The 17932-nt window shown below is 64.1% G+C and carries 13 protein-coding genes and 1 pseudogene; all 14 read left to right on the forward strand.

Translation table 11 applies throughout. From position 1 onward, the window contains the following. Window positions 1-24: 24 nt before the first annotated feature. The 14 genes and pseudogenes from relA (at window position 25) to DBO85_RS07770 (ending at window position 17636) form a co-directional block, all read left to right on the forward strand. Window positions 25-2268 (forward strand): GTP diphosphokinase, encoded by a 2244-nt coding sequence (relA, locus tag DBO85_RS07705; protein ID WP_108106683.1) that lies wholly within the window; start codon window positions 25-27, stop codon window positions 2266-2268. Window positions 2269-2419: 151 nt separating this feature from the next. Further along, window positions 2420-3253 carry a nucleoside triphosphate pyrophosphohydrolase gene (mazG, locus tag DBO85_RS07710; RefSeq protein ID WP_108106684.1) on the forward strand — a complete coding sequence of 278 codons (834 nt, stop codon included), beginning with the start codon at window positions 2420-2422 and terminating at the stop codon, window positions 3251-3253. A gap of 129 nt (window positions 3254-3382) precedes the next feature. Further along, window positions 3383-4282 carry a class I SAM-dependent methyltransferase gene (locus tag DBO85_RS07715; protein ID WP_108106685.1) on the forward strand — a complete coding sequence of 300 codons (900 nt, stop codon included), beginning with the start codon at window positions 3383-3385 and terminating at the stop codon, window positions 4280-4282. Between the two features lie 36 nt (window positions 4283-4318). Further along, window positions 4319-4858, forward strand: a complete 540-nt coding sequence (locus tag DBO85_RS07720) for a DUF2058 domain-containing protein (RefSeq protein ID WP_108106686.1) — start codon at window positions 4319-4321, stop codon at window positions 4856-4858. 403 nt (window positions 4859-5261) lie between these two features. Further along, window positions 5262-6152: an NAD(+) kinase gene (locus DBO85_RS07725; protein ID WP_108106687.1), complete on the forward strand. Its 891-nt coding sequence runs from the start codon at window positions 5262-5264 to the stop codon at window positions 6150-6152. Next, window positions 6152-7126 carry a metallophosphoesterase gene (locus DBO85_RS07730; protein WP_108106688.1) on the forward strand — a complete coding sequence of 325 codons (975 nt, stop codon included), beginning with the start codon at window positions 6152-6154 and terminating at the stop codon, window positions 7124-7126. Before DBO85_RS07725 ends, DBO85_RS07730 begins: the two co-directional genes overlap by 1 nt. Before the next feature lie 297 nt (window positions 7127-7423). Beyond that, window positions 7424-8518 carry an ATP-binding protein gene (locus DBO85_RS07735; protein WP_233356572.1) on the forward strand — a complete coding sequence of 365 codons (1095 nt, stop codon included), beginning with the start codon at window positions 7424-7426 and terminating at the stop codon, window positions 8516-8518. A 2-nt stretch (window positions 8519-8520) separates the two neighbouring features. After that, complete coding sequence (locus DBO85_RS07740; RefSeq protein WP_108106690.1) at window positions 8521-9003, forward strand: hypothetical protein; 483 nt, start codon at window positions 8521-8523, stop codon at window positions 9001-9003. Further along, window positions 9003-9188, forward strand: a pseudogene (locus DBO85_RS19650) (tetratricopeptide repeat protein); the annotation flags it as partial. The gene DBO85_RS07740 and the pseudogene DBO85_RS19650, both read left to right, overlap by 1 nt. 807 nt (window positions 9189-9995) lie before the next feature. Then, window positions 9996-10271: a YeaC family protein gene (locus tag DBO85_RS07750; protein WP_108106692.1), complete on the forward strand. Its 276-nt coding sequence runs from the start codon at window positions 9996-9998 to the stop codon at window positions 10269-10271. Next, window positions 10271-11101, forward strand: a complete 831-nt coding sequence (locus DBO85_RS07755; protein WP_108106693.1) for a DUF2797 domain-containing protein — start codon at window positions 10271-10273, stop codon at window positions 11099-11101. The genes DBO85_RS07750 and DBO85_RS07755 overlap by 1 nt, the downstream gene beginning before the upstream one ends. Before the next feature lie 101 nt (window positions 11102-11202). Further along, window positions 11203-13866, forward strand: a complete 2664-nt coding sequence (pepN, locus tag DBO85_RS07760) for an aminopeptidase N (protein ID WP_108106694.1) — start codon at window positions 11203-11205, stop codon at window positions 13864-13866. Window positions 13867-14171: 305 nt separating this feature from the next. Beyond that, window positions 14172-15239 carry a WD40/YVTN/BNR-like repeat-containing protein gene (locus tag DBO85_RS07765; protein WP_108106812.1) on the forward strand — a complete coding sequence of 356 codons (1068 nt, stop codon included), beginning with the start codon at window positions 14172-14174 and terminating at the stop codon, window positions 15237-15239. Window positions 15240-15257: 18 nt separating this feature from the next. Next, on the forward strand, window positions 15258-17636 hold the full coding sequence (locus tag DBO85_RS07770) for an efflux RND transporter permease subunit (RefSeq protein WP_108106695.1): 2379 nt from the start codon (window positions 15258-15260) through the stop codon (window positions 17634-17636). Window positions 17637-17932: the final 296 nt, after the last annotated feature.

The following is a 17932-nucleotide window of genomic DNA, read 5'->3' on the forward strand; positions in this document are numbered from 1 at the left end:
GCGCCGGCCCAGGAAGGTAGTCAGATGGTACAGGTGAGAGCCCAGCAGCCGATCAACGATGACGGCAGCATCAACCTCGAGGCATGGCTGGACCATGTGCTCGCGATGGACCCGGCGCTGGAGCGCGAGGCGCTGCGCGAGGCCTGCGAGTTCGCCCGTGCCGGCGAGGCCCAGGCCCAGGCGGCGCAGCACATCTGGGCCGATGGCGCGTCGAGCTTCAAGACCGGGCTGGAAATCGCCGAGATCCTCGCCGACCTCAAGCTCGATCAGGATTCGCTGGTCGCGGCGGTGATCTACCGCGGCGTGCGTGAAGGCAAGGTGGCGCTGACCGAGGTACAGCAGCGCTTCGGCGTGGTGGTCGCCAAGCTGATCGAGGGTGTGCTGCGCATGGCCGCGATCAGCGCCAGCCTGAGCTCGCGCGAGTCACTGGTGCTGGGCAGCCAGACCCAGGTCGACAACCTGCGCAAGATGCTGGTGGCAATGGTCGACGACGTGCGCGTCGCGCTGATCAAGCTGGCCGAGCGCACCTGCGCCATCCGCGCGGTGAAGAACGCCGATGACGAGAAGCGCCACCGGGTCGCGCGCGAGGTCTTCGACATCTACGCGCCGCTGGCCCATCGCCTGGGCATCGGCCACATCAAGTGGGAGCTGGAGGACCTGTCCTTCCGCTACCTGGAGCCCGAGCAGTACAAGCAGATCGCCACCCTGCTGCATGAGCGCAGGCTGGACCGAGAGCGCTACATCAACGAGGTGATGGATCAGCTGCGTTCGGAGCTGGGTGACGCCGGGATCGAGGCGGACATCAGCGGCCGCGCCAAGCACATCTATTCGATCTGGCGAAAGATGCAGAAGAAGGGCCTGCAGTTCAGCCAGATCTATGACGTGCGCGCGGTGCGCGTGCTGGTGCCGGAGGTGCGCGACTGCTACACCGCGTTGGGCATCGTGCACACCCTCTGGCGGCACATTCCCAAGGAATTCGACGACTACATCGCCAACCCCAAGGAGAACGGCTACCGCTCGCTGCATACCGCGGTGCTCGGTCCCGAAGGCAAGGTGCTCGAGGTGCAGATCCGCACCCACGCCATGCACGAGGAAGCCGAGCTGGGCGTCTGTGCCCACTGGCGCTACAAGGGCACCGACGTCAACAGCGGTTCGAACCACTACGAGGAGAAGATCGCCTGGCTGCGCCAGGTCATCGAGTGGCACGAGGAGCTGGGCGACATCGGCGGGCTGGCCGAGCAGCTGCGCGTGGATATCGAGCCGGACCGGGTCTACGTGTTCACCCCCGACGGCCACGCCATCGACCTGCCCAAGGGCTCTACGCCGCTGGACTTCGCCTACCGCGTGCATACCGAGATCGGCCACAACTGCCGTGGCGCCAAGGTCAACGGGCGCATCGTGCCGCTCAACTACAGCCTGCAGACCGGCGAGCAGGTCGAGATCATCACCAGCAAGCAGGGCACGCCGAGCCGCGACTGGCTCAACGGCAACCTGGGTTACATCACCACCAGCCGGGCACGGGCGAAGATCGTTCACTGGTTCAAACTGCAGGACCGCGACCAGAACGTCGCCGCCGGCAAGGGCCTGCTGGAGCGCGAGCTCAATCGCATGGGGCTGCCGCCGGTGGACTTCGATCGCCTGGCGGAAAAGGCCAACCTGAAGACCGCCGAAGATCTGTTCGCCTCGCTCGGCGCGGGCGATCTGCGCCTGGCGCATCTGGTCAACCTCGCTCAGGCCCTGGTCGAGCCGGATCGTGCCAGTCAGCAGCTCGAGCTGATTCCGCTGAAGAGCGGCGGGGCGCGGCCGTACAAGGCCGGCGACATCCAGATCCAGGGCGTCGGTAATCTGCTGACGCAGATTGCCGGCTGCTGCCAGCCGCTGCCGGGCGACCCGATCGTCGGCTACATCACCCTCGGCCGCGGCGTGACCATCCACCGTCAGGACTGCGCCAACGTGCTGCAGCTCGGTGGCAAGGAGCCGGAGCGGATGATCCAGGTCAACTGGGGCCCGGTGCCGGTGCAGACCTATCCGGTCGACATCAGCATCCGCGCCTTCGACCGCTCGGGCCTGCTGCGCGACGTCTCGCAGATACTGCTCAACGAGAAGATCAACGTGCTGGCGGTGAACACCCGCTCGAACAAGGAAGACAACACCGCGAACATGTCGCTGACCATCGAGATTCCCGGTCTCGACGCCTTGAGTCGGCTGCTCGGCCGCATCGCCCAGTTGCCCAACATCATCGAGGTTCGTCGCCACCGGCAGATGTAGGGTGCGCCGTGCGCGTGTCCAACATCGACACGAGAGCGGCGCTGCCCTGTGTGTGACGCCCGATGCCGCGGCTGATCGCCGCTCGGCTTGTTGGGCCTGGTGGCCCAACCTACCTCGAGGCAGTGTCGTGCCGCCCCCATTGAGGCCTTTTATGTACCAACTCGACGATCTGCTGCACCTGATGGCCCGCCTGCGCGACCCGCAGCATGGCTGTCCCTGGGATCTGCAGCAGGACTGGCGCAGCATCGTCCCGCACACCCTCGAGGAAGCCTACGAGGTGGCCGACGTGATCGAGCGCGACGATCTGGACGCGCTGCCCGGGGAGTTGGGCGACCTGCTGTTCCAGGTCGTCTACTACAGCCAGTTCGGTCGTGAGCAGGGGCGGTTCGGCTTTGCCGAGGTGGTCGATGCGATCACCCGCAAGCTGGTCCGGCGCCACCCGCACGTCTTCCCCGATGGCGATCTCTATGGCGCCGCAGAGCTGCCGCGCCTGGACGAGGCGCAGATCAAGCGGCGCTGGGAGCAGATCAAGGCCGAGGAGCGTGCCGAAAAGGCCGCGGCGCCGCAGCAGCTGTCGCTGCTGGATGACGTGCCGCTGGTGTTGCCGGCGCTGAACCGCGCGGTGAAGCTGCAGAAGCGCGCGGCCCAGGTCGGTTTCGACTGGCCGGAGGCGCTGCCGGTGCTGGACAAGGTCCGCGAGGAGCTGGATGAGGTGCTCGAGGCGATGAGCATCGGCGATCCCGCCGCGGTCGAGGAGGAACTGGGAGACCTGCTGTTTTCCGTGGCCAACCTGACCCGGCACCTGAAGGTTGATCCGGAGACCGCACTGCGCGGCGCCAATGCCAAGTTCGAGCGGCGTTTTCGCTTCATCGAACAGGCGTTGCGCGAAAGCGGTCGGGCCATCGAGAATTGCACCCTCGAAGAGCTGGACGCGCTTTGGTCACGGGCCAAATGCGAGGAGCAGCAGGCGTTCGGTTGTTCCTGAGCGGCGCGGATTCCTGACAGGCTGCCGACCATCGCGCTGCTTCTGCCGGCGTCGAGGGTTATCATCGCCAGCCATCACACGTAGTCGAATCGATCAGGACGAGTCGTTCAGTCTTTTCCAGGGATTTTCATGAACACTGCCAGCACCACCTTTGCGCCTGCGCCGGCGGAGACTCCCCCACAGGTCGCGCCGCCCGCGATCGACTGGGCGACCGTCGAGCTGCCGGAGGCCTGGGCCGATCATCTGCAGTTCTCGCGCTTGAGCGATCTGCGCAGGTTGTGGCGCAGCCTGTCCGGTCGCGAGCGGCAGCCGGTCGCGCTGCCCGAAGGTATGCCCGGCGCCGAGCGAATTCCGGCCTACGTACTGCAGGAATTCCACAACCTGCCCAATGGCAACTACTCGCGCCGCTTCAGTCGCGGCTATGCCAAGGGCTTCGACCGTTCCATGCTCGGTACGCTGCGCGAGGGGCGTCCGCGGATCGCCAGGGCGCTGGCCGGTGCCGAGCGTGCGCTGGATCTGGGCAGTGGTGCCGGACACCTGGCGATGGCCCTGCATGCGCAGGGCATCGGCGAGGTCTGGGGGCTGGAGCCCTCGCCCTATCTGCTGCAGCAGGCCGCCCAGGCGGCACCGCAGATCCGTTGGGAGCAGGGTACCGGTGAGGACAGCCGGCTGCCGTCGGACTATTTCGATGCGGTCGGGGTCTGTTTCGTGTTCCACGAGGTACCACCGCGCTATCTGCGACAGATTCTCGCCGAGCTTGCGCGGATCACCCGGCCCGGCGCGCGGCTGGCGGTGCTGGAGCCATCACCTGAACAATGGCGCCTCGGCTTCCCCAGCCTGGCGCGCCGCTATGGCTGGCGCGGCCTGTACTTCCGGGCGCTGGCACGACATGTCCACGAACCCTTCCTCGACGCCTGGCACAAGCAGGACTTCGGTGCGCTACTCGCCGAGTACGGTTTTCGTCTGGTCGAGGACGACATCGGTTGCCCGTTCCGCTTCTTCGTTGCAGAACGCATCGCGGGCGCCTGAGCGCGTCCTTATCCACTTCAAGAGACAGGTATCGGTATGAGTCTTTCCCTCCGAGATCAACTGCTCAAGGCCGGACTGGTCAATGAGAAGCAGGCCAAGCAGGCCGGCAAGCAGAAGCAGAAAGAGAATCGTCTGGTGCACAAGGGCCAGGCCGAGAAGGACGAAACGGCGCGGCTCGCCGCCCTGCAGGCAAAGGCCGAGAAGGCCGAGCGGGATCAGGAACTCAACCGCCAGCAGCAGGAAAAGGCCGCGCAGAAGGCTCGGGCGGCGCAGGTCAAGCAACTGATCGAAGCGTCGCGGCTGCCCAGGCTCACCACCGAGGACTACTACAACTTCGTCGACGACAAGAAGGTCAAGCGCCTGTCGGTGAACAACCTGATGCGCGACAAGCTTTCGCGTGGCTCGCTGGCGATCGTCAAGCATGGTGGAGGCTATGAGGTCCTCCCGCGCGAGGCGGCGCTGAAGATCCAGGAGCGCGAGCCGCAACGCATCGTGCTGCTCAATACGCCGACCGAAGCGGCCGAAGCCGACGATCCCTACGCCGCCTACCAGATTCCCGACGACCTGATGTGGTGAGACGCTAGCGCCAGTCAGCCACCGGGTGCGCGGGGCAATGCCCTGCGGTGATTGCGCCCTAGGGGACTCGGTGTCTTGCCGTCCCGGTCGGATGGGGCGGCCCAGGACTGTAGGGCGGGTTAGGCCAGAGGCCGTAACCCGCCGCAATGCCCCGGTCAGCACCGGCGCCAAAGTAATCGCAGACGCCAGGCTCGGCGCAATGTGCTGCGCTTATTGCGCCCTTCGGGTCCGGGTGTCTTGCCGGCCCGGTCGGACCAGGGTGGGCCGTGGCCTGTTGAGCGCAACGTCCAAAGACTCCTCGCGCGAAAATCCGCAGCCGGATGCGCTTGAGACCGCGGTTTGCCGCCTTTCCCTGCTTTCGCCCATAATCGACGGCTCATACAGCGCGCCTGGCAGGGGTTACATGGAGCAGTTTCGCAACATCGGCATCATCGGCCGGCTCGGCAGCCCCCAGGTGCTCGACACCATTCGCCGGCTCAAGCGCTTTCTGCGCGAGCGCCAGTTGCACGTGATCCTCGACGAGAGCATCGCCGAGCTGCTGCCCGGACACGGCATGCAGACCTCCACCCGCAAGCTGCTCGGCGAGGTCTGCGACCTGGTGATCGTGGTCGGCGGCGACGGCAGCATGCTCGGTGCTGCGCGTGCGCTGGCGCGCTACGAGACGCCGGTGGTCGGGGTCAACCGCGGTAGCCTGGGGTTTCTCACCGACATTCTCCCCGAGGAAGTCGAGGCGCGGATCAGCGAGGTCCTCGAAGGCCGCTACCTGGTCGAGACGCGCTTTCTGCTCGAATCCGAGGCGCGTCGTCATCAGGAGGTCATCGGCCAGGCCGATGCGCTCAACGACGTGGTGCTGCACCCGGGCAAGTCGAACCGGATGATCGAATTCGAGCTGTACATCGACGGCCAGTTCGTCTGCAGCCAGAAGGCCGACGGCCTGATCGTCGCCACGCCGACCGGTTCCACCGCCTATGCGCTCTCGGCCGGCGGCCCGATCATGCATCCGCGTCTGGATGCGCTGGTGGTAGTGCCGATGTACCCGCACACGCTGTCCAGCCGACCGATCGTGGTCGACGGCAGCAGCGAGCTGAAGATCGTGGTGTCGCCGAACATCCAGATCTACCCGCAGGTCTCATGCGACGGGCAGAACCACTTCACCTGCGCGCCGGGAGACACAGTGACCATTCGCAAGAAGCCGCAGAAGCTGCGGCTGATTCATCCGCTGGATCACAACTACTACGAGATCTGCCGGACCAAGCTCGGCTGGGGAAGCCGGCTCGGCGTCGGAGGCGACTGATGCAGCTGGACCCGGCGCGTGGCTACGACCTGATCGGTGATATCCATGGTTGCGCGCGAACCCTGCAGCGCCTGCTCGAGCAGCTCGGCTATCACCTGCAGGGCGGCGTCTGGCGCCACCCGCGTCGCATGGCGCTGTTCCTCGGTGACATCATCGACCGTGGCCCCCGTATCCGCGAGGCGTTGCAGCTGGTCCACGACATGGTCCAGGCCGGCGAGGCCGCCTGCATCATGGGCAATCACGAGTTCTACTCGCTCGGCTGGCACACCCCCGCGCCGGCCGGCAGCGGCAAGCGCTTCGTGCGCGAGCACATCCCGCGCCACGAACGCCTGATCCGCGAGACGCTGGAGCAGTTCGAACAGCATCCCCAGGAGTGGAAGGACTACCTCGACTGGTTCCAGCGCATGCCGTTGCTGATCGATGCCGGGCACTTTCGCATGGTGCACGCCTGCTGGGATCCGGCCTTGATCGCCCAGCTGCGCGCCAGCTATCCGCAGGCGGTGATCGACCGGGCCTTCCTCGAGGCGTCGGCGCAGGAGGGCAGCTTTGCCTGCGCGGTGTTCAACCGGCTGCTGCGCGGTACCGACATGCCTTTGCCGCACGGATTGTCGCTGATGAGCGAGGAAGGCTATCCGCGGCGTTTCTTCCGCACCAAGTTCTGGGAGGACGACCCGCAGACCTACGGCGACATCGTCTTCCAGCCCGATGCTCTGCCCGAGCAGGCCGCCCGCACGCCGCTGGGCGAGCAGGAGAAGCGCCAGCTGCTCTACTACGATGCCGACCAGCCGCTGCTGTTCGTCGGCCATTACTGGCGTCGCGGGCGCCCGGCGCCGATCCGCGCGAACCTGGCGTGCCTGGATTACAGCGCGGTCAAGTACGGCAAGCTGGTGGCCTATCGCCTGGACGACGAGACGCGCCTTGATCCGGCCAAATTCCGCTGGGTGGAAGTGGAACGGCCCGAGGCGCCGCGGTGAGGCAACTACAGCAATCCATTCGCAACAGGTGGTGGCAACTACATGGATGACTTGACCCTGGACCAGCTGGAAAAGGCCTTTCAGGCTTCGCCCGATAACATGGCACTTCTGGAACTCCTGCTACGAGGGTGCTTGGCGAGAGCGGACTTCCGTCGCGGCCTGGAGTGCCTGCCTGCGGGGATGGAGCCGAGCGGCGTGGGGGAATCTCTCAGAAACCAGCTCGCGGAGCTTTGCCTAGGCGCTGGAGAACCGGAGAAGGCCCTCACCTGGGCGATGCCGGACAAGGCGGCCGGCCAGTTGCTGAGAGCTCGTGCACTGGCCGAGCTGGGGCGGCGGGAGGAGGGTTTGCGGGCATACCGAGCCGCGGTAGCAGAGAATCCTGCGCTGGAGGATGTGGCGCTGGCGAACCGTCTGAGTGTTTCGGTGGTCGAGTTTCCCGCCCAGGACGGCCGTCCCCGGCTCAAGGTCATCTCCAATGACGATACCGACCAGAGTGAAATCCTGCGGGTGCTGGAGCCGGTGCGCGAGAACATCACTTTCGCCGACATCGGCGGGCTCGATGGGCTCAAGAAGACCATCCACAAGAAGATCATTCTTCCCTACCAGAAACCCAGCCTGTTCCAGCGCTTTCGCAAGCGTGTCGGCGGCGGGATTCTGTTGTATGGCCCGCCAGGCTGCGGCAAGACCATGCTGGCAAGGGCTACTGCTGGTGAGTGCAAGGCGAAGTTCCTCAACGTGGCCATTTCCGACGTGCTGGATATGTACATCGGGGAGTCCGAACGCAAGCTGCACGCGCTGTTTGAAGAAGCGCGTGCACAGGCGCCTGCAGTCCTGTTCTTCGACGAGGTGGAAGCACTGGGTGGGCGGCGTTCGCACACGCGGGAGGCGACCTCGTCGAAGCTGGTCAGCCAGTTCCTCGCCGAGATGGATGGGTTTGCCCAGGACAATCACGGTGTGCTGATTCTGGCTGCTACCAACGTGCCATGGGCTGTCGACTCGGCGTTTCGCCGCCCGGGACGCTTCGATCGGGTGCTCTTCGTGCCACCACCTGATCGGGCGGCGCGAGAAAGCCTGTTACGCATGCTGATGAAGGATCGGCCCTGCGAGCAGGACATCGACTTCGCCTTTCTGGCGAAGAGCACCTCGGGCTTTTCCGGCGCGGACCTGCGCGAGCTCGTCGAAACCGCGGTGGACGAGGCGATCGAGGCGTCTATCGATGCGGGACAGGAGCAGCCGATAACCGGACATCATCTGAAGGCGGCTCTGCAGGAAGTCCGAGCCACCACGCTGGAGTGGCTGACCACGGCGAGAAACTACGCGCGCTACGCCAATGAGGGTGGTCAGTACGACGAGGTGATGGCCTTTCTCGATCGTCACGGCAAGGAGCGCTGACGATGCGCAGGAAAGCCTATCGCCTGATCGACGAGCCAAGTCCCGGAGCCATGGCGCGTATCGCAGTCGAGCCGATCTGGCCGCTGCTGGCGCTGATGCTCGCAGGGAACTGGCTGGGAATGCCTTGGCTTGCGCTGAACGGGTTTGCAGTAGGCAGCCCTACCCGCTGGCGGGAGTCCATGTTGGCGGCGTTGGGATTGCTGGGGAGTTTTCTGCTGGCGTTCGGCCTGTCCTATGCCTGGCAGGCACGTTTCATCGAATCCGAGCACGTGCTGCGGTACGCGTTGCTGTCTCTGGTGGTGTGGAAGCTGGCGTTTGGCTACCTGATCTTCAGTCTGCAGAGCGCGACCATCGAGTTGTATCAGTACTACGGAGGGGTGCTGGGGCGTTTTGGTTTGCCGGTAGCACTGCTCGGCGGGTTTCTGCTGCGCGGAATGGTGTTAGGGCTGTTTTCCTCATCCATCTGGTTTCTGGTGCTTAGCTGATGAATACCTCCTACCTGCTGGAACTGGCCCATCAGCGCCTGGATTGCGGTCAGCTGGATGGTGCGATGGACGCGCTTCGGCAATTGCTCGGTGAGGATCCCGATTGCGCTCAGGCTCACGCGCTGTTGGCGTTCTGCCTGCTGGATCTGCGCCGCTTGCATGCGGCGAAGCATGAGGCCCGTCTCGCGCTTGCCATTGAGCCCGAACTGGAATTGGCGCTGCATGCCGCCGCAGCTGTTGCGCTCGCTAGCCGGCAGTTCAAGGCGGCGCGTCAGTACATCGACCGCCTGCTGGGCGTGAATCCATTCCGCCCCGGCTATCACCGTCTGCTGGCTGACCTTCAGCGCCTGCAACGCAAGCCCAGGGAACAGTTGCAGGCGCTGACCCGGGCGCTCGAACTGGAACCTGATGGTCCCGACAGTCTTGCGGCCATGGCCGATTATCATCGGGATCAGGGCGCCCGGGACAAGGCCGAGCATTTTGCCAGTCAGGCCCTGGCGATCCAGCCCGACCACGCCGGGGCGCTGATCTGCATGGGTTTTCTGTTGCTCCGTCGGGGCGAGCTGGAGGCTGCCAGGGAGCACGCGGTCTGGGTGTTGCAGCACGACGCCAGTGATGTCCAGGCCCTGTACCTGATGTCTGCGGTAAAGGCGCGCCGCAATCCGTTGCTGGGTACATGGTGGCGCTACAACTCCTGGATGATGGAGCTGGGGTCAGTTCGCTCGATCATCGTGCTGCTGGCACTCTTCGTCTGCTACCGCGCCGGGGTCATCTTCGCCAATCAGCAGGGCTACGAGATGTTGGCCGAGGGCGTGCAATGGGCATGGCTGGCACTGGTGCTTTACACCTTCGCCGCGCCTCAGATGTTCAAGCGCTCGTTGGAGAAGGAGCTTGCAGGGGTGAAGCTATCCAGGGACTTCTAAGCGCCTCAAGCATCGCTGGCCCTGGTCTTAGTGGTCTAGAATGCCTGCCTTGCCTACAGGAGCCGCGTCATGTCCTCGTTCCTCGAGATGATTCAGAACATCACCCCCGACATCTACCTGAACCTCAAGCAGTCGCTGGAAATCGGCAAGTGGCCCGATGGCCGCAAGCTGACCGATGAACAGAAAGAGCTGACCATGCAGGCGATGATCGCCTGGGAAATCCAGAACCTGCCGGAAGAGGAGCGCACCGGCTACATGGGCGGGCAGGAGTGCGCGTCGAAGAGCAAGGCCAAGGCGGCGCTGGATACCAGCCTGTTCTCGCCGGCTTCCGGAACCCGTCACTGATGCAGGAGCTGGCCCGTGGCGCGCTGGACAAGATGGCGGTCGAGCTGGGCGAGCGGGCGCAGTACGCGTTGCGTCTGGACCAGGCCCGCGTGCCGCTCAATCCGCTGATCGGCAAGACCCTGCGGCTGCAGTACCTGGGCGCCATTCATTGCAGTCATTGCGGCCGCCGCACCAACAAGAGTTTCAGCCAGGGCTATTGTTATCCGTGCTTCAAGAAGCTGCCGCAGTGCGACACCTGCATCATGAGCCCGGAGCGCTGCCACCACGAGCTGGGCACCTGCCGCGACCCGCAGTGGGGCGAGCGCTTCTGCATGACCGATCACGTGGTCTACCTGGCCAATTCGTCAGGGATCAAGGTCGGCATCACCCGCGCCACCCAGTTGCCCACCCGCTGGCTCGATCAGGGCGCCAGCCAGGCGTTGCCGATCCTGCGGGTGGCGACCCGCCAGCAGTCCGGTCTGGTCGAGGACCTGTTGCGTAGCCAGGTCGCCGATCGCACCAACTGGCGTGCGCTGCTCAAGGGCGATGCCGAACCGCTGGATCTGCCGCAGATCCGCGAGCAGGTCTTCGATGCCTGCGCCGAGGGGCTGCAGGCGCTGCAGCAGCGTTTCGGGCTGCAGGCCATCCAGCCGCTGGCGGATGCCGAGGTGGTGCAGATTCGCTACCCGATAGAAAGCTATCCGGGCAAGATCGTCAGCCTGGACCTGGAGAAGAACCCGCTGGTGGAGGGCACCCTGCTGGGGATCAAGGGTCAGTACCTGATCCTCGACAGCGGCGTGATCAATATCCGCAAGTTCACCGCCTACCAGGTGGCTGCCAGCAGCGCCTGAGGCAAGGCCGGGCGGTTTGCTGCCTGGCCGGATCGATCGAGGGCGCCGCGCCGCGCGGCGCCCGCCACTTTTGCAGCTCGCAGCTGAGCCGGAGAGCCGACATGCGTACCGAACAACCGAAAGTCATTCAACTCGCCGACTACCAGGAGCCGGACTACCTGATCGACGAGACTCACCTGACCTTCGAGCTGTACGAAGACCACAGCCTGGTGCACGCCCAGCTGGTGATGCGGCGCAATCCCGCCTGCGCGGACAGCGAGACGCTGCCGGTGCTCTGTCTGGACGGGCAGGATCTGCAGCTGCAGCGCATCTGCCTGGATGACCAGGAGCTGCAGGCCGGCGACTACAGCTACGATGGCGGCCTGCTCAGCCTGCAACCGCGCGCAAGCCACTTCGTCATCGACAGCACGGTGCTGATCCACCCGGAGAGCAACACTGCGCTGGAAGGGCTGTACAAGTCGGGCACGATGTTCTGCACCCAGTGCGAGGCCGAGGGCTTTCGCAAAATCACCTTCTATCTCGATCGCCCGGACGTGATGAGCGCCTTCACCACCACGCTGGTGGCCGACCAGCAGCGCTATCCGGTGCTGCTGTCCAACGGCAATCCGGTCGCCAGCGGCAGCGAGGAGGGCGGGCGGCACTGGGCGACCTGGCAGGACCCGTTCAGAAAACCCGCCTACCTGTTTGCCCTGGTCGCCGGCGATCTCTGGTGCGTCGAGGACAGCTTCACCACCATGAGCGGACGCGAGGTGGCGCTGCGCATCTACGTGGAGCCGGAGAACATCGACAAGTGCCAGCACGCGATGGACAGCCTGAAGAAATCGATGAAGTGGGACGAGGAGGTGTACGGGCGCGAGTACGACCTGGACATCTTCATGATCGTCGCGGTCAACGATTTCAACATGGGTGCGATGGAGAACAAGGGGCTCAACATCTTCAACTCCAGCGCCGTGCTGGCGCGCGCCGAGACCGCCACCGACGCCGCCCACCAGCGGGTCGAGGCGATCGTCGCGCACGAGTACTTCCACAACTGGTCGGGCAACCGGGTGACCTGTCGCGACTGGTTCCAGCTGTCGCTCAAGGAAGGCTTCACCGTGTTCCGCGACGCCGAGTTCAGTGCCGACATGCACTCGCGCACGGTCAAACGCATCGAGGACGTCGCCTACCTGCGCACCCATCAGTTCGCCGAGGATGCCGGCCCCATGGCGCACTCGGTGCGTCCGGCGTCCTACATGGAGATCTCCAACTTCTACACCCTGACGGTGTACGAGAAGGGTGCCGAGGTGGTGCGCATGATTCGCACGCTGGTCGGCGCCCGGGGCTTCCGCAAGGGCTCGGATCTGTATTTCGAGCGGCATGACGGCCAGGCCGTGACCTGCGACGACTTCATCAGGGCGATGGAGGATGCCAACGGCATCGACCTGACCCAGTTCAAGCGCTGGTACAGCCAGGCGGGCACGCCGCGACTGGCGGTGGATGCCAGCTATGACACGGCGGCCAATACCTACCGCCTGCGTTTTCGCCAGAGCTGCCCGGCTACGCCGGGGCAGGACGAGAAGCTGCCCTTCGTCATTCCGGTGGAGCTGGCGCTGCTCGACAATCGCGGCCGCGAGTTGCCGTTGCAACTGGTCGGCGAGGATGCGGCGGTCGGCACGGTGCGTGTGCTGCAGGTGACCGAGGCCGAACAGGCCTTCACCTTCGTCAACATCCAGGATGAGCCGCTGCCGTCGCTGCTGCGTGGCTTCTCGGCGCCGGTGAAGCTTGCGTTCCCCTACAGCCGTGACCAGCTGATGTTCCTCATGCAGCACGACTCCGACGGTTTCAACCGCTGGGAAGCCGGGCAGCAACTGGCGGTGCAGATACTGCAGGAACTGGTCGGCCAACAGCAGCGCGGCCAGGCGCTGGTCATGGATCCGCGCCTGATCGAGGCACTGCGCACATTGCTGGTGGACGAGACCCTGGATCAGGCGATGGTCGCCGAAATGCTCTCGTTGCCGGGTGAGGGTTACCTGGCGGAAATCAGCCAGGTGGCTGACGTCGACGCCATCCATGCCGCCCGCGAGTTCGCCCGCAAGAGCATTGCCGAGGCCCTGTTCGAGCCGCTCTGGCAGCGTTATCGGGCCAACCGTGAACTGTCCCGGCACACACCTTACGTTGCCGAGGCCGAGCACTTCGCCCGCCGTGCGCTGCAGAACATTGCGCTGTCCTACGTGATGGAGACCGGTCGGCCGGAGGTGCTCGCCGCCTGTCAGGAGCAGTTCGAGACCGCCGACAACATGACCGAGCGCCTCACGGCCCTGGCGGTGCTGGTCAACTCGCCGTTCGCTGCGGAAAAGGCGGTGGCCCTCGAGGTGTTCGCGGAGAACTTCAAGGACAACCCGCTGGTGATGGACCAGTGGTTCAGCGTGCAGGCCGGCTGTCCGCTGCCGGGTGCCCTCGATCGGGTGCGGGGTCTGATGCAGCACCCGGCGTTCACCCTGAAGAATCCGAACAAGGTGCGTGCGCTGATCGGCGCCTTCGCCAACCAGAACCTGGTGGGCTTCCATCAGGCCGATGGCAGCGGCTATCGCTTCCTCGCCGAGCAGGTGATCACGTTGAATGCGCTCAACCCGCAGATCGCTTCGCGCCTGCTGGCGCCGCTGACCCGCTGGCGCAAGTACGACGCGGCGCGTCAGGCGTTGATGCGTGCCGAACTGGAGCGCATCCAGGCCTCGGGCGAGCTGTCCAGCGATGTCTTCGAGGTGGTCAGCAAGAGTCTGGCGTGAGCGATTGCGGCCGTTGCGCCTGGTGCGGCAACGGCTGCCGCGATGAACAGTTGTGCACAGACTCTGTTCGGCGCCTCAAATAGCTGGCAAGCTGCAACACCATCTGGGTCCCGGGTCGGCGCTTTCGGGCTGAAAGCCCCGGATTAGATAGGCGAATACCTAATCAATCAGCACGTGTGTCTTAACAAAACATAACGCCGTGATGATTGTCAGGTCTTTCCGAAGCCGCTTAGCATTGGCGGCTATCAGAAAGGTCTGATCTACCTATAACAATAAAGGGGGAAAGGTGTATGAGTGAGCCCGTCATGCGGCGCACCCAGTCCGGTCAAGCAGAGAATCTCTTTCGCTCGCTCCAGTCACCGTTGGCCAAGACGCTTTCGTTGTGCACTGTCTTGTCCGTGCTTGCTTTTGCTGTGGCTCCGGTACAGGCCGAATCGGCCGATCAGCCGGCTGCCGCCTACTCCATCGAGTCCGCCAAGGCCAAGCATTCGCTGCTGGTCGACGTCAGCCGTGCCGGCAAGCGCCTGGTCGCGGTGGGTGAGCGTGGCCACATCCTCTACTCCGATGACGAAGGCAGCGAGTGGCAGCAGGCCAAGGTGCCCAGCCGCGTCCTGCTGACCTCCGTGTATTTCGTCGATGACCAGTACGGCTGGGCGGTCGGTCACGATGCGACCATCCTCGCTACCCAGGATGGCGGTGCCAACTGGACCGAGCAGTTCCGTGACATCGAACGTGAAGAAGGCGCGCCCTTCCTCGATGTCTGGTTCAAGGACCGCCAGCATGGCCTGGTGGTTGGCGCCTATGGTGCGCTGCTGGAAACCAACGATGGCGGTGCCAGCTGGGAAGAGGTCGGTGACCGTCTGGAAAACGACGACGGCTTCCACCTCAACGCGATAACCGCGGTGAAGGATGCCGGAATCCTCGTGGTGGGCGAGATGGGCATGATGTTCCGCTCCGCCGATGGCGGCGAAACCTGGGAGACGCTCCAGAGCCCCTACGACGGTTCCCTGTTCGGCGTGCTCGGCACGGCCCAACCGTCGACCGTGCTGGCCTATGGCCTGCGTGGGCACATGTTCCGCTCGACCGACTTTGGCGACAGCTGGCAGCCGGTGAAGATCGAGGCCGGTCGCAATGGTCTGCAGGTCAGCCTGTCGGGCGGCAGTCTGCTGGCCGACGGCTCCGTCGTCGTGGTTGGCAATGGTGGCGTCGTGCTCAAGAGCGACGATGATGGCCAGAGCTTTTCCGTAGCGGGTCGCCCCGATCGACTGTCCCTGGCAGGTGTCACCGCCAATGCGCAGGGCAATCTGGTCCTCGTGGGGCAGGGTGGGGTGCGTGTCGCTTCGCCGACAGGCCTGAATCTGGGCCAACAATAATAAGGCGGGGGAGTTTTGATGAGTAAGCATCGCCAGGATAACGCTACCTTTCTGGAGCGTCTGATTTTCAACAACCGGCCCGTGGTGATCCTGCTCTGCGCGCTGGTGACGGTTTTCCTTTCCTACCACGCCCTGCAGATCCGTCCCTCGACCAGCTTCGAGAAGATGATTCCGCTCAGTCATCCGTTCATCCAGAACATGATCAAGCATCAGAATGATCTGGCGAACCTGGGCAACACCGTGCGTATCTCGGTGGAAGCCAAGGATGGCGACATCTTCAACAAGGAATACATGGAGACGCTGCGGCAGATCCATGACGAGGCGTTCTACATCAATGGCGTCGATCGCTCCGGTCTGAAGTCCCTGTGGAGCCCGAGCGTACGCTGGACCGAAGTGACCGAAGAGGGCTTCGACGGCGGCGAAGTGATTCCGCAGACCTACGACGGCTCCGAAGAGAGCCTCAACGAGCTGCGCAGCAACGTGCTCAAGTCGGGCCAGATCGGCCGTCTGGTGGCAAACAACTTCAAGTCGGCGATCGTCGACGTGCCGCTGCAGGAGTCCTATCCGGATCCGGATGACCAGAGCAAGCTGGTCAAGCTCGACTACCAGAAATTCTCCCATGAGCTGGAAGAGAAGATCCGTGCCAAGTACCAGGCGCAGAATCCGAACGTGGAGATCCACATCGTCGGTTTCGCCAAGAAGGTCGGTGATCTGATCGACGGGCTGATGGCGGTCGTGGCCTTCTTCGGCATCGCCTTCGTCATCACCCTGGTGATGCTGTACTGGTTCACCTGGTGCATCCGCTCGACCATTTCGGTACTGGTCACCACGCTAATCGCGGTGATCTGGCAGCTCGGCCTGGTTCGTCTGGTCGGGTTCGGTATCGACCCCTACTCGATGCTGGTGCCGTTCCTGATCTTCGCCATCGGTATTTCCCACGGCGTACAGAAGATCAACGGTATCGCCCTGCAGTCGGGCGAGGCGGACAACGCCCTGACCGCTGCGCGGCGTACCTTCCGCCAGCTGTTCCTGCCGGGCATGATCGCGATCCTGGCCGACGCCATCGGCTTCATCGCCCTGCTGATCATCGATATCGGCGTGATCCACGAGCTGGCCATTGGTGCGTCCATCGGTGTCGCGGTAATCGTGTTCACCAACCTGATCCTGCTGCCGGTGGCGATTTCCTACCTCGGCATCAGCAAGAAGGCGATCGAGCGCAGCAAGCGCGATGCGGTGCGCGAGCATCCGTTCTGGCGCTTCCTGGCCAACGTCGCCCATCCGACCGTGGCACCTATCGTGGTGGTAGTCGCTCTGGCCGGCGGTGTCGGTGCCTTCTTCTACCAGAAGGCCCACCTGCAGGTCGGTGACCTTGACCAGGGTGCGCCGGAGCTGCGTCCGGATTCGCGCTACAACCTGGATAACGACTTCATCGTCAGCAACTACTCGACCAGCTCCGACGTGCTGGTGGTGATGGTCAAGACCGCGCCGGAAGGCTGCTCGACGCACATGGCCATGGCGCCGATCGACGAGCTGACCTGGAAGATGGAGAACACTCCGGGTGTGCAGTCCGCCGTGTCGCTGGTCACCGTTTCCAAGCAGGTGATCAAGGGCTCGAACGAAGGCAGCCTGAAATGGGAAACCCTGGCGCGCAACCAGGACGTGCTGAACAGCTCGATTGCTCGTGCCGAAGGCATGTACAACTCTGACTGCTCGCTGGCACCGGTGATGGTGTTCCTCAACGACCACAAGGCCGAGACGCTCAAGCGTGCGGTCAAGGCGGTTCAGGAGTTCGCCGAGGAAAACAACAGGGATGGCCTGGAGTTCATTCTGGCCTCGGGTAACGCCGGGATCGAGGCGGCCACCAACGAGGTCATTTCCGCGTCCGAGCTGACCATGCTGGGTCTGGTTTACGCCTGGGTGGCGGTGATGTGCCTGATCACCTTCCGCTCGATTCCGGCGACCATCTGCATCGTTCTGCCGCTGGTGCTGACGTCGGTACTGGGCAACGCGCTGATGGCCTTCCTCGGCATCGGCATGAAGGTCGCAACCCTGCCGGTGATCGCCCTCGGCGTGGGTATCGGTGTCGACTACGGCATCTATATCTACAGCCGTCTGGAGAGCTTCCTGCGTGCCGGCCTGCCGTTGCAGGAGGCCTACTACGAGACGCTCAAGTCGACTGGCAAGGCGGTTCTGTTCACCGGTCTGTGCCTGGCGATCGGTGTGGCCACCTGGATCTTCTCGGCGATCAAGTTCCAGGCCGACATGGGGCTGATGCTGACCTTCATGTTCCTGGTCAACATGATCGGCGCGATGCTGCTGCTGCCGGCTCTGGCGCGCTTCCTGATCAACACCGAGAAGCTCGCTGGCAAGGCGGGTGGTTCGCTGCTGGCCCACTAAGCGGGTCATGCAATGAAAAACCGCAGCTTCGGCTGCGGTTTTTTTTCGTCTGGTGATTGGCCGTGACGGGCTGTTGCGGTGGACACCTTTGATCGCTCCCTCCGCGTGGCAATGCAGCACGCAGGGTGGACAACGGTGCAGCCTTGTCCACCAGCCACTGATCTTGATCGTTCCCATGCTCTGCGTGGAACGCAGTTAACGCAAAGCGTCCCTGGATCCGGTTCCCTCGCGGAGCGTGGGAACCATCCGATGGTTGGCGGGGCATTGTTGGGCCTCGCGGCCCAACCTACGGCTTC

The organism is Pseudomonas mangrovi (assembly GCF_003052585.1).
In the GTDB taxonomy this organism is placed as follows: domain Bacteria; phylum Pseudomonadota; class Gammaproteobacteria; order Pseudomonadales; family Pseudomonadaceae; genus Aquipseudomonas; species Aquipseudomonas mangrovi.

Coding starts and splice junctions, on each gene's coding strand:
- relA (WP_108106683.1), top strand. CDS start 25: ATGGTACAGGTGAGAGCCCAGCAGCCGATCAACGATGACGGCAGCATC.
- mazG (WP_108106684.1), top strand. CDS start 2,420: ATGTACCAACTCGACGATCTGCTGCACCTGATGGCCCGCCTGCGCGAC.
- DBO85_RS07715 (WP_108106685.1), top strand. CDS start 3,383: ATGAACACTGCCAGCACCACCTTTGCGCCTGCGCCGGCGGAGACTCCC.
- DBO85_RS07720 (WP_108106686.1), top strand. CDS start 4,319: ATGAGTCTTTCCCTCCGAGATCAACTGCTCAAGGCCGGACTGGTCAAT.
- DBO85_RS07725 (WP_108106687.1), top strand. CDS start 5,262: ATGGAGCAGTTTCGCAACATCGGCATCATCGGCCGGCTCGGCAGCCCC.
- DBO85_RS07730 (WP_108106688.1), top strand. CDS start 6,152: ATGCAGCTGGACCCGGCGCGTGGCTACGACCTGATCGGTGATATCCAT.
- DBO85_RS07740 (WP_108106690.1), top strand. CDS start 8,521: ATGCGCAGGAAAGCCTATCGCCTGATCGACGAGCCAAGTCCCGGAGCC.
- DBO85_RS07750 (WP_108106692.1), top strand. CDS start 9,996: ATGTCCTCGTTCCTCGAGATGATTCAGAACATCACCCCCGACATCTAC.
- DBO85_RS07755 (WP_108106693.1), top strand. CDS start 10,271: ATGCAGGAGCTGGCCCGTGGCGCGCTGGACAAGATGGCGGTCGAGCTG.
- pepN (WP_108106694.1), top strand. CDS start 11,203: ATGCGTACCGAACAACCGAAAGTCATTCAACTCGCCGACTACCAGGAG.
- DBO85_RS07765 (WP_108106812.1), top strand. CDS start 14,172: ATGCGGCGCACCCAGTCCGGTCAAGCAGAGAATCTCTTTCGCTCGCTC.
- DBO85_RS07770 (WP_108106695.1), top strand. CDS start 15,258: ATGAGTAAGCATCGCCAGGATAACGCTACCTTTCTGGAGCGTCTGATT.